At 27.9% G+C, this 12,970-nt stretch carries 12 protein-coding genes and 1 pseudogene; 1 reads left to right on the plus strand and 12 read right to left on the minus strand.

The window, feature by feature from the left end; all coding sequences use genetic code 11:
• Nucleotides 1-74: 74 nt before the first annotated feature.
• The 8 genes and pseudogenes from COL3_RS06280 to COL3_RS29525 all read right to left on the minus strand — a co-directional run bounded on the left by COL3_RS06280 (nucleotide 75) and on the right by COL3_RS29525 (nucleotide 7,800).
• The gene (locus tag COL3_RS06280; protein WP_008427150.1) at nucleotides 75-860 is read right to left on the minus strand and encodes a short-chain-enoyl-CoA hydratase; all 786 of its coding nucleotides are present in this window, start codon (nucleotides 858-860) and stop codon (nucleotides 75-77) included.
• A 409-nt stretch (nucleotides 861-1,269) separates the two neighbouring features.
• Complete coding sequence (locus COL3_RS06285; protein WP_008427149.1) at nucleotides 1,270-1,905, minus strand: redox-sensing transcriptional repressor Rex; 636 nt, start codon at nucleotides 1,903-1,905, stop codon at nucleotides 1,270-1,272.
• A 409-nt stretch (nucleotides 1,906-2,314) separates the two neighbouring features.
• Complete coding sequence (locus COL3_RS06290; RefSeq protein ID WP_008427147.1) at nucleotides 2,315-2,899, minus strand: zinc dependent phospholipase C family protein; 585 nt, start codon at nucleotides 2,897-2,899, stop codon at nucleotides 2,315-2,317.
• A 510-nt stretch (nucleotides 2,900-3,409) separates the two neighbouring features.
• A pseudogene (locus COL3_RS06295) lies at nucleotides 3,410-4,222 on the minus strand (sugar phosphate nucleotidyltransferase); the annotation flags it as partial.
• Nucleotides 4,223-4,289: 67 nt separating this feature from the next.
• The gene (locus tag COL3_RS06300) at nucleotides 4,290-5,846 is read right to left on the minus strand and encodes a recombinase family protein (protein ID WP_008427142.1); all 1,557 of its coding nucleotides are present in this window, start codon (nucleotides 5,844-5,846) and stop codon (nucleotides 4,290-4,292) included.
• Entirely contained in the window at nucleotides 5,839-6,024 is a 186-nt protein-coding gene (locus COL3_RS06305; protein WP_008427140.1) for a hypothetical protein, read from the minus strand. Before COL3_RS06305 ends, COL3_RS06300 begins: the two co-directional genes overlap by 8 nt.
• A 91-nt stretch (nucleotides 6,025-6,115) precedes the next feature.
• Nucleotides 6,116-7,669: a recombinase family protein gene (locus tag COL3_RS06310; protein WP_008427139.1), complete on the minus strand. Its 1,554-nt coding sequence runs from the start codon at nucleotides 7,667-7,669 to the stop codon at nucleotides 6,116-6,118.
• Nucleotides 7,666-7,800, minus strand: coding sequence for a hypothetical protein (locus tag COL3_RS29525; protein ID WP_008427138.1), 135 nt, complete (start codon nucleotides 7,798-7,800; stop codon nucleotides 7,666-7,668). The genes COL3_RS06310 and COL3_RS29525 overlap by 4 nt, the downstream gene beginning before the upstream one ends.
• Nucleotides 7,801-8,745: 945 nt before the next feature.
• Here COL3_RS29525 and COL3_RS06315 point away from each other — a divergent pair.
• A complete protein-coding gene (locus COL3_RS06315; RefSeq protein ID WP_008427137.1) occupies nucleotides 8,746-9,093 on the plus strand; it encodes a hypothetical protein in 348 nt (115 codons plus the stop codon).
• 348 nt (nucleotides 9,094-9,441) lie between these two features.
• Here the strand turns inward: COL3_RS06315 and COL3_RS28585 are convergent, their stop codons facing one another.
• The 4 genes from COL3_RS28585 to COL3_RS06330 form a co-directional block, all read right to left on the minus strand.
• Nucleotides 9,442-9,603, minus strand: a complete 162-nt coding sequence (locus COL3_RS28585) for a hypothetical protein (RefSeq protein WP_008427136.1) — start codon at nucleotides 9,601-9,603, stop codon at nucleotides 9,442-9,444.
• Nucleotides 9,604-9,734: 131 nt separating this feature from the next.
• Entirely contained in the window at nucleotides 9,735-10,733 is a 999-nt protein-coding gene (locus COL3_RS06320; RefSeq protein WP_008427135.1) for a putative cell wall binding protein, read from the minus strand.
• A 59-nt stretch (nucleotides 10,734-10,792) separates the two neighbouring features.
• Nucleotides 10,793-11,413: an N-acetylmuramoyl-L-alanine amidase family protein gene (locus COL3_RS06325; RefSeq protein WP_008427134.1), complete on the minus strand. Its 621-nt coding sequence runs from the start codon at nucleotides 11,411-11,413 to the stop codon at nucleotides 10,793-10,795.
• Nucleotides 11,414-11,573: 160 nt separating this feature from the next.
• Nucleotides 11,574-12,953, minus strand: a complete 1,380-nt coding sequence (locus COL3_RS06330) for a cell wall-binding protein (RefSeq protein ID WP_008427129.1) — start codon at nucleotides 12,951-12,953, stop codon at nucleotides 11,574-11,576.
• Nucleotides 12,954-12,970: the final 17 nt, after the last annotated feature.

Raw genomic sequence — 12,970 nt, forward strand, 5'->3', positions numbered from 1 at the left:
CCTTGTTATTTAAACCTATTCGATAACAAACTATATATAAATCTCTAATAGATTTTTAGCTAATTCTCTAAAAATTATTTATTTTGAAAGTTCTTTTCTGCTCTTCTTTCTAAGAAAGCAGTCATTCCTTCTGTTTGATCTTCTGTTGCAAAGCATTTACCAAAGTCTTCCGCTTCTATTAATATAGCTGCATCTATATCAACTTGCATTCCTCTATCAATAGCATCTTTGCAATATGCAACTGCTTTTGGAGCATTAGCTGCAATTTTATTAGCCATAGCTTTTGCTTCATCTATTAAGTTTTCTAATTCAACTATTTTATTTACTAAGCCTATTCTGTAAGCTTCTTCTGCATTTATAATATCACAAGTGTATATTAATTCTTTAGCTTTTCCTGGTCCTACAATTCTAGCTAATCTTTGAGTTCCACCGAATCCTGGAGTTATTCCTAGACCTACTTCTGGTTGACCAAATTTAGCTTTTACTGAAGCTATTCTTATATCGCATGACATAGCAAGTTCGCATCCACCACCAAGAGCAAATCCTGATACAGCTGCAATAACCGGCTTATCCAATTTTTCTAATCTTCTGAAAACATTATTCCCTAAGATTCCAAATTCTTTACCTTGTTCTTCGTTAAGATCTTTCATTTCTGCAATATCTGCTCCAGCAACAAAAGATTTTTCTCCTGCACCAGTTAAAATAACTGCATATACATTACTGTCTTTTTCTAAGTCTTCTAAAACAGTGTCTAAATCCTTTAATGTCTCTGAATTTAATGCATTTAATGCTTTTGGTCTATTGATTGTAACAATAGCTAAATGCCCTTCTTTTTCAAGAATTACATTTTTTAATTCCATGTTAAGGTCCTCCTTCAAACTTGCTTATTTTTATTATTTTAAATTTTCATACTATTTGTGATATTTTTAAATTCATTTGTTAATAATATAACAAATGAATGAAAAAAAATATAAAGCTTTATTGCCTTATTTAAAATTATAATACGTACTTAGATTATTTGCAATAAAATATTCTGTTTTCATTCAAGTTTTTACTATCTTAAAATACAATATTATTATTATACACAAGTCTCTTACAGATAATCAAAGTATATATAATTAAAAAAATAACAAATTGCTATTCAATCAACTTTATCTTTTTGATAAAACAAATTCAACTGGCTTCAATTGATCTATAAAACTCATCTGAAACTAGTTGAATTTATAATAACACCTATCTTCTCTTAAGATAAAAATGTCACTCTATTTTTTAGCTATCACTTTCATTTAGCAAGTATATTAGTGTCAATAAACTTTCACTTAAATGTACATTTTCTACTTTTACATAATCTGGTACCGCCAAATCAACAGGTGCAAAATTCCAGATTCCTCTTACTCCACCTTTGATGAGTTCTTCAGCAACAATCTGTGCATTCTTTCTTGGAACACAAATTATTCCTATATCAATTTTATGTTCAGATAAGACAGAAGACATTTCATCTATATCCATAATCTCTACATCTCTAATTTTCATACCTATTAATTTAGGATTTGCATCAAAAATAGCCGTTATTTTAAATCCCAAGTTTTCAAATCTCGAGTAATTTGAAACCGCTTGGCCTATATTCCCAGCTCCAACTAATGCAGCCTCATAGCCTCTGTCCAATCCTAAAATTGAACTAATTTGGTTATATAATTCTTTTACATTATAACCATATCCTTGTTGTCCAAAATCTCCAAAACAATTTAAATCCTGACGAATTTGCGATGCAGTAAAACCTATTTTTTCCCCTAATTCCTTTGAAGAAATTCTATCTACGTCATTTTTCATAAGTTCTTCGAGATATCTATAATATTTAGGCAATCTTTTTATAACTGCCATAGATATATTTTTATTCTTTTCCATACCTATTTTCTCCTAATCAATAATTTAATATTTTAACTATCCATAATCGGCTTACATAATAGACAAAACCCAACTTAATTATAATTTAATCTAATTTTTAACAAACTATACCCCAATAACACAACATTTTTTTAACTGACTAACCACTATGATTAATAATTCTACCATACTTCTATATTTTAGTGTCAAGCTTATTAAAATTATTTGTGAAAAATATTAATATAAATATAATTCTAATTTATAAAATGTAACATATACTTTCAAAAGATTAACTCTAAGATAGAATTTCTTTCAAATTACTTCCGTAAATAATAATGAAATTAGTATTTTTTATGTAACATCAAAAAATACCTCAAAATAATTATATAATTACTTTGAGATATTTCTTAAATATAAGCACAATCAAAAGTTAAATTGCTCTACTTACTTTACTATTATCATTTACAAATACATTATCTAAAATCATGTTTAGAATGCTATCACAAACATAGTATGAAAATGTTAAATCATTCTGATAATCTAGTATTCCATCATATTGATCTTGCAGTTGTAGTATAAATTCTTTTATATTATTTGGCTCAATATTTGTATTTATAATCCCTGTTTGATTGAAATTCTTAGCTAATTTAGCCAATTTATTCTCATAAGACATATGATTTTTTACTGCACTTGTACTCTTAAATTCCCATCGATAATAATGAGGTGCACAAAAAAAATCACATAAAAAGTGACATATTACTCCAAGCTCTTCACTAAACTTTCCAATTGTCATATTATAGTAAACGTCTTCCAATGTCAGCGAAGATAAATATATGATTTTCTCAACTACCATATCTATACTCTCATTAAAATAATGTTTCATTAATTTATACTTAGGCACACAGTCAGGTTTCACATTCCCCCATATAAATCTTTTATTATTAATTAAATACACACTTTTTGTATTAGCATGCTTTAGAATATTCTCTGCCATAGTTTTGTGAGTATTAATCATCAAAACATGATCACATCCTCTACATTTAAATTATTTATATCAAAAGAATTTTGAAGTAATTTACATATTAAATTTTTAATTTAATTAAAATTCCTACTATATTTATATAATAATACTCGTCTTATAAATTTACAACACTTAATTAATATCTAAGTCAAGTAGTATATGTACAAATCTCCAAGAATATGAATATAGACATTTTTATAGGCCATCTTAATAAAACCCTTATCTTAAACATTATTTATTTATAATTACATTCTATACAAACTCTACAATTTTATTTTCCTGCTGAAATAGTGATTCATGCATCCCCTCTATTATATTGATGCATTAAATTTCATATATCTTTTTTATATTCCATTCATTTTATGCATTTTTATATAAACTTTATTACAGATTCTATAGTTACCTAGTATAGTTTTAGTAATCTAAAATTCTACCTTATTTCCCACTATAATTAAAATAAGCTGTTCAAAGTTTTTCTGTTTTGAATCAGCTTATTTGCCAAGCTTATAGGAATTTACTATATTTTTGGTTTTCATTAAGTTTATTTAATAAATGTTTTATCTCTTGGTCCTTGTTCTTATCCATTACGAGTATAACATCTCCTGCATCAACTACAACTAAATCCTTTATTCCGAATCCAATAATTAAGTTCTTATCTCCAAATATAGAGCAATTCTCACATTCATCAATATAAACATTCTTAGAAATATTGTTATTTTTGTCTGTGCTTAAAAGTCTGCTTAAAGCTCCAAAGCTTCCCATGTCATCCCAATTAAAATCACATTTTATGACATATGCTTTTCTTGTTCTTTGCATTACTCCAAAATCTATAGATATTCCATCTATTAGTTCATATTGCTCCTTTATTGTTTTTTCCTCGTTTTCTTCACCTAAGCTTTTATATATTTCCATTAATGATTTGTGCAATTTAGGTAGGTATTTTTCTATTTCTCTTAAAATAACATCTGCTCTAAATACAAACATTCCTGAATTCCATAGATAGGTTCCTTTTAATATAAAATCTTTAGCTACTTCTGAATTTGGTTTTTCAGTAAATCTTGCGATCTTATAAGTTGGGATAGTTCCAGTGGTTCTCTCGCCCATTTCTATATAGCCATACCCAGTTTCTGCTCTACTTGGTTCAATTCCAAGAGTAACAATACATCTCCTCTTGTTAGCCATCTCTATTGCTTGAGATAACGTATCTATATAATTCTTCTCACCTTGAATATAGTGATCTGATGGTAATACAACCATAACTGCATTAGCATCTTGTTTTAATAATTTCACTGCAGACAAGCCTATACAAGTTGCAGTCCCTTTTTAGACGATAAGTATCTTTTTAATAAAACACTTATTTATAAAATTTAGTATCTACACTTAATTATTTCGAAAATTTATAATAGATTGTCAACTTTTTTTCTTTACTGCCGTTAACCTCATCTATAATAATTTTATCTACTAAAGTTTCTACTAATCTCCTATCAATTGTTTTTCCTTCTAAGAGATCATCTATTTCTATTTTGTATTTTTTCAACAAGTCATTATCAACGTCATTTTTCTTAAGCATATTTACTAATTGATCTTTTCTTTCTATAAGTTTATCTTGCTTTTCTTGAATATCCTGAATCATAGAATCAAAATTTCTTTGATTCATAACTCCTTCTAATTTATCTTCATATATTTTTTTAAATTTACCATCAAGAGCATTTAATTCTTTTTCTACAGACTTTAATTCATTCTCAAAATCATTTTCTATTTTTATATTACTGAACCTATCATAGACCTTGCTTTTATCTATTTTTTCATCTATCATACTCTTTATTTCATTTGAGACAATCTCAATTAACCTTGTCTCTTTAATACTGTGCGGAGAACACCTTTGAGCACCTTGTTGGCTATTCGTACACTTATATCCTTTATATTTTTTTCTATAAGTCATACTCCCTCCACATTTTCCACACTTAAGAACACCTGAAAAAGCATGTATAACTCCATTCTTATATCTATAATTACTATTAGAGCGATCTTTCATCATTTGTTGAGTTCTTTCAAAAACATCTTTAGAAATTATCCCTTCAAATTCTCCTCCATATATACACTGTTCAGCAGGCATTATATTAATTTTTTTCACCTTATAACTTACCTTCTTATATTTTCCCTGAACCATGTATCCACCATATTTAGGATTTCTCAATATACTGATAATAGTATTATTACTCCATTTCCCAAATTTTTTCCTAGCAAAGTTTTTGATTCTATTAGAAGGTGGGTCAATTTTTTGTTTATTTAGATAACTTGCTATTTTTCCCGCTCCCCATCCTGATAAATATAGTGTAAAGATTTCTTTCACCACTTGAGTACATTCATCTTCAGACGGAATTAATTTTATGTTTTTTTGATTCCCTTCATAAACTTCTTGAAATTTGTACCCATATGGCGGTTTGCTGGCAATGCTGCTTCCTCTTTCCATCCTTGTTAATAATGCAGATCTAACTTTCCTACTACAATCCTTTATATACATTTCATTTAAAATATTTTTGAAAGGTATAATATCATTATCAAACTCTGATTCAGTGTCTACATTGTCTAAGACAGATATAAATCTAATATTATTTACTTTAAAATAATCCTCTAAATAATATCCTGCAAGAATATAATTTCTTGAAAATCTTGATAAATCTCTAGTTACTACCATATTAATTTTTTTATTTTCTATGTCTTCTTTCATTCTAATAAAAGATTCTCTGTCAAATGAGGATCCTGATATTCCTTGATCCTGATAGACATCAATTAGATTGTATATTGCACTTACATCTTCTCTTGATTTATTCAATATCCATTTTTTTAAATTTTCAACCTGTACTGGAATAGATTCACTTTGTTCTTTTTTATCTGTAGAAACTCTTGCATAAATTGCTATGTTCCATATTTTATTCATCTTTTTCATCCACCTCACCATTAGTGTTTGTGGATGGATAGTATTCTATATTATTATACCACGCTTTACTATCTTCTTTAACCTTTTGAAGTATCTCTGCCATTTTATTATCTACTAGTAATTCAAACAATTTAAAGAAATCTTCATTCCCATATACAGTTTCAAAATTATCCTTCATACATTTAACCTTAATTTATAATTGATATATTATAATTTTATTAGATTATTTCTCTTTAATTACAAATAGAGGTATCATTTAATACCTCTATCTAGCACCTCCAAATAATTTCTATTTTATTGTCTTGATATATTTTAATTTCTTTAATAAATAAATTAATAACCCAATTTTCTTTTTCTATGTTCTTATCTATATTTTCAAGTATATACAGCATATCATGTTGATATTTTTTATCTTCTTGTGCTCTTCGTTCTAATTCTTTATTTTCTTTTTCTATCTTAGTTATTTGATTTTTTATTTCAGTGATCACCGAATCTGCATACCTTTTATCTTCTTCAAAATATAGACTCGCAATTCTTCTAGCAGCATTATCTATCTTCTCATTATTTTTTTCTATTCTTTTTTGCTTTTGCTGTGCTCCATTTGTTGCATTGATTCTTTCCTGAATAGGTTTCTTCAGTTTTTCATAATTATATTGAATCTTATCATTTAGTTTATTAAAGGTTAAATTCCAAATATCATCTTCTTTTATGAAATGGGTTGAACATTTTCCTTCTTTATGTTGACTACCAGAACATTTATATCCAGCCCACTTTTCTTTAAATATCAATGCTCGTCCACAATCTCCACATCTTAAAACTCCTGTAAAGGCCCTCTTATTAGACTTACTACTTCTAACTCCTCTATTTTCATTTAGCATAGTTTGAACCGTATTATAAGTTTCAATGTCTACGATTCCTTCAAAATTCCCACTGTTAATCCACTCATCTTTTTCTACTCGTACAATCTTTCGACCATCTCCATAATATGCGTATCCTTGTTTTTGATATCTCTTCTGATAAAGTTGTCCTGAATATAGTGGATTTTTTAATATACTTTCTATAGTAGATTTATTCCATGTTTTTTTACCAGATGGACTTATAATTCCACTACTAGTTAAAGTCCGTGAAATATCTCCTAAAGTTTCTCCTAATAAATATTTTTGAAATATATAGTTCACTGTTTCAATTTCTTCATCTTTTCCTAAACGATATTTGCGTAAACCAGTTACATTATCTACTTCTATTTTATATCCATATGCTGCTTTGGAACTAATAGCAGAACCTTCCTGTATTCTTGTCTCTAATCCTCTTCTTGCTTTTATACTGCAAGTTTTAGCATAGTCATCGGCTGTAGCAGCCTTTTCTTTTATATATGTCATATTACTTATTGCATTAATTATTTTATTGTCTAAACTAATATATAAATATTTTACTTCTCCCTGAGGATAAATATCCCATATTATATTCTCTGTTGCCCGTCCAAATCGATCTATATTTGTAGTTACAATAACATTTATCTTCCCCAACTTTAAATCTCTCATCATATTGCTATATCCTTCCCTGCCATCTTGCGTACCAGAAAATCCATCATCTGAATACTCCACAACTGTAGTTTGTACATCTAATTTTATTTTCCATTGAAGAAATAACCTAATTGCCTTTTTCTGCTGATCTATTAGCGTAGAATTCTTTCTAGATATTCTTGCATATATTCCTATACTTACATCTGCTTCTTTATTATTTCTATAGAAATTAGAAATATTAAAATTACCTGTATTGAATTCTACTTCTTCTAATCTCACTAACAATTCACTTATTTTCATACTTCCTTATCCTCCGTATACTTCTCATTTTTTATTTTCCCTAATATAAAATTGTATATTACATTCTCTATATCAAATTCAAAAGTGCTTTCTTCAAAAACTTCACACTTAGAAATATTTATCTTTGCCAATATAAACACCTCTCTAAAATTGTTTTATCCTTACAATTCAAAGTGTATCTTGATTTTCATGTTTTTCAGATTTTAAATAATTTTTTTATTTTTATTTTTATTTTTATTTAATTCACTTTAATGTGAATTAGTTTTTTCCACAGATAGTTTATAAAAATACACTTCAAAATAAGTTTTTATCCTTTAAATAAAGTGTATCTTGATTTTATATTTTTTAAATTTTTGTAGAAAAATTTTTTTATTTGCTTACTAACGGATTTGTTTACAAGTTTCTTGAAATATTAAAATGACTAAATAAGAGCATATAAGCCCTATAATCCTACTTTAATCATGAACATAAAAAGACCAATGTCATATTATAATTCAGTTTTAACACTGCTGACATTGGTATTATTCATTTTAAATTCATGCTTCAAATAATATTGGAGTTTCATTAGTTCTACTGCCTTCTGCTAAATATATAATATGAACTTCTTTACATATTCCACCTTTTAAAATTAATATAGGTTGTTGGATAACTTTATTTTCGAAAATTAGTCATTCAACAACCTATTCTAAATTTTAACACATCTTTTTATTTCTAATTAATTTGTTCATTTAAATTGTACTTCAGAGAAATCCTTACTCTTCTTTATATTTATTAATTCTTTGTTCTATTTTATTCAATATATAACAAACACTATAAAATATAAGCGTAATTAAAATTATAAATAATACTTCAACTTCCAATAGATTAAGCATTTCTTTTTTGATTTCTATAAATATTCTCTCTCTGTTCTTTTCTCTTAATTAATAAATATGACTCAAAAAATTTTCTGGCAATTATTGGAATTTATATTCCCTTTTTTCTTTTTTTAATTTATCATATTTCTAAAAATATCTTTTTTAAATAAATGAAAATCAATTATATACCGGTATATCTCAACATAATTAGGAGGTATAAACATGAATTTAAATTTTAATGTCGAAACAAATAATATTGCAAATGATGATGAATACTTTTTTTGGTTAGGGCAAATAGCAAGCTTTATATGTTCTCATTCTTCAAATAATGCAGAAGGTAGTAATAATCGCTTCTTATTTTTGGCTAATAACAGAACGGATGCATCCATTATAAAGATTATTAAATTTAGGATTACTTTATTAGATCATAGATCATCAGACGATCCACAAACAAAAAATTTTGGAAGAATTTTCTGTAAAGTACTAAACTATAACGCTCCAATAAATAAGCCTGTACACTATGATGGAAACCACTTTCATTTAGGTTTTTATTCAGAATGTTTATTTTAATTAATCAATTGTACATGACTTTACACTATTATAATACTGTAAACTAACTGGCTAAATAAAAACAATAAAAAGTCTCCTTAATGATTTCAGAAATATAAAAATCATCAAGAAGGCTTTTTAAAGTTTCCCTCTATTCTCCAATATTTCTTATCTAGGTACTGCTCAATAACATAGAACTGCTGATAAATACTAGATTCTATTATCCTAAAACTTTAATTACGTGCAAGGTTTTTTAATAAAAATGCTAAAATTTGCACTTATTAAAATTAAATATAAGCAATAACCCCATATTTAAATAAAAATACTGAATTTAATATAAAAATTTATTTTACCAATTTTTAATAAAATTTACTTATATAATAACATTAAAGTTATTTTATGAATATATTCAATTAATTCGGTATAGTTTATTTTATCAATTTTTTTATTTCTTAAACCTAAATATGCTTCCATTTCTCTGATAATATATAAAGTATCATAGTCATATGGAAATACATTACCTTCCTTCATTGCTTCATTCCTTCACATTATTATTGTTTAGATTTTATTCACAGAATTTATTTAGTTAATTTTGCAATTACCTAATTAAATTTTAAATAAGGGGGTTCAAAGCACTCCCTATCTATGCAAACTAATTTTTATTATACCCAAACGCCATTTTTATTCACGTAATATCCATCTATAGTGGTATCTGTCGCCATTAACCCATCAGAATAAATATAATACCACTTACCATTATAATTAATCCAGCCTTCTTTTATTGCCCCATCCTCTCCAAAATAATATAATGTTTTGTCTTTATAATTTGTCTTAGTCCCTTCAACTAATGCTTTTGCTTTCCAACCAATGAACAGAGTTCCATATTTACTAAAATAATATTTATTTCCATTGATTGTTTGATAGCCTTTAACACTTTTAAAATCTGCTCCATAATAGTACCAAACGTTTCCTTCATCTTTAATCCATTCATTACTAGCCAAAGTACCATCTTCTTTCGCATAGTAATCTCCAGTTTTTTTAGATTTATTAATATGAGCAACAAGTGTATCAAAATCTCGATATACTTGATAATGCCTTCCATCTTTCTCAACTATTCCCTCGCCAGCAAGAGATTCATCCTTTGGAACATTATAGACTACCCCATCAACTGTCATAGTAACAGAACTACCATCTTCTGAAACAGTATATTCTTTATCCGTATATTTCACTTTAGTTGGGTCTGTTATTCTTTTCCCATCGTTTCCAAACACATACTTTTCATATTTTCCCGTAGCCCCTTTAACCATAACTACCCCTGTAGCAGGCTTTGTAGCGCTCAAATAATATGTATCTCCATCTATTTCTTGTAAACCATGCAGTGGGCATCCATTTCCATCAAGATAAACTTTACGATGTTCATTGAGTTGAGTCTCTTTTCCACCATTATCAATACTAGCAAGTTGAACATCATATTCATACCACTGATTTCTTAATATCTCTCCATTTATTGTATATTGTGTATTTAGTTTACCATCTATATTGACAACTTTTATTTGTAATCTATCCTCTGATGTTGCAAAAGCTTGTGTATATGGCATCGTTGAAAGTAAAACGCACCCAATTATTAAACTTGCTATTATTTTTTCCCCTCTTTTTATCATCAATTATCCCCCCCTCAAAATTACATTGTAATATCTAAATTTATTTAGTTAAAATCTAACTAACTATTTCTCCAAGCCCCATCTGAACCTATATTATATCCATCTATAGTTGTACTTGTCGCCATGATACCATCAGAATAAAAATAATACCAAGTACCATTTACTTGTAGCCATCCACCTTGTTTTAACGGACCATTATTATTTAAGAAATACCATTTTCCATGATTGTTAAGCCAACCAGTTTTCATAGAGCCCAATCCATGTTCTATATCAACTTCTCTTGATTTTAAATCTGAATAATCGGTTAAGTAATACCATGTACCACCATCTTGAATCCAACCTGTTTGCATTTCATAGTTAGAAGGACTAAAATAATACCACTTTTCATTAGCTTGTTGCCATCTCGTAACTTTAATTCTGCTTTCATCTTTGCAATAAAAGAAATGTCCTTGAATATTAGTCCAACCAACATTCAACTTTTTAACATCTCCATCTTTAGGTGCAGTAAAATGCTCACCAGCATCCACTACATCGGGCATACCTTGTAATTCAACTTGAGCGGTTGTTTTTGTAGTTATATCTGCATCATTAGTAGCATAAACAGGTTTCCCAACTCCCAATAATGAAATAACCCCCATTCCTAAACATAAACCTTCTAAAACTTTGCTTGTTTCTCTCATACATCTTTCCTCCTACATCAATAATTCTCTACTTTCTTAAAGCATACGACTGTATAGCAGGAGATAGTATCCCTGCCACTATTAATGTTGATAATCCTAAAAACATTTTATTTGTTTTCATCTTAATTACTTCTCCTCATATAACTCAATTTAATTATTATTAAATCCAAGCACCATTACTATCAAGATAATATTTACCTACATAAGTATCGTGTAACATCACACCATGTTCATTCATGTAATACCATTTTCCATCTACATCTTCTGCCCATCCTGTCTTCATCTCTCCATTTGTACCTAACAAATACCAACTTCCATCGCTATCTTTATACCATCCTTTCATAACATTTCCCTTTTCATCTATCATAATCCAAGATTTATCTATTTTATTCCATCCATTGTTAACAACACCTTCTGTCATCTTAGAGTTAACTATACAATAAGTTGAATTTGCATCAAGTGATATTACTGTATAATTTTGATTACTTTCACCTGTTACAGGCATATATAATCCTAATTCTTCAATAAATTTATATACTTTATCACCATTTTGGTTACTTATTTGTATCTTATCATCAATTACTGAAGTATTTATAATTTTACTTTTAGTTCCATCTGCTTTATTAATATCACTAATCGTAATGTCAGAGCCATTTAACCCTTTAGTAGTACTACTATCAACTATACTCCCACCAAGGGATTTAATAATTTTATCATTATTTCTACTAATTTCTACTTTGTTTGCTTCTGTATTAGAAGAACTTGTTGAAGCACTTGAACTCGAAGAGCTGCTTGAACTTGACGAACTACTATGATGTTTGCTCGAAGAACTTGATGAACTGCTAGTACCACTATTAGTAGTTAATGAATTATTATCTTTCTTTACTAATGTATATATATCAGTATTCTTATCATTGATCCAATTATAATCTGGATAGGTTTCTTTCAAATATTCTTCAAATATCATCCACTGAGTCATAGACTTTTCATTATAAGTTGTTACTGAGTAATATTCTGAATTACCTTGATCATTAATAAGTTGGAATTTGCAACGAACTATTCCCCCCATTTGAAAATATAATCTTTCATAATCCTCTTTTTCTAAATTTGCCATATGTATAACATCATAACGAGGTAACACATCTTCTGGATCATAATAACATTTAAATATACCCACTGGACCAGCAATTGGTCCAATTGTGTTTACTAATTCATATTTAATGTTGCCTTTCTCAAATTGCGCTGAAATATCACAATAAGGTACTGGATGATTTACCGCTATTAACTTTACTTCATAAACTCCATCTTCTTTTTTTTCTACTACTTCATACACATTATCATATTCATCTTTAACCTTTGTACCAATAACTTCATCTGTCACTACAATAGCAGCACCTGTAGTTGTTCCAGCATTTATTGAGTTGCTTAAATTTGTACCGGTAGTATTATCTTCCGCATATACTCCTATAGAATATGATGCTGCAATTATTCCTGAAACTAATATTACTCCTAATATCTTTTTTGTTTTTTTACTAAACATTTGCTTTTTCCCCCTAA

Origin of the sequence: Clostridium sp. LS (assembly GCF_002760435.1) — a bacterium.
Lineage (GTDB): Bacteria > Bacillota > Clostridia > Clostridiales > Clostridiaceae > Clostridium.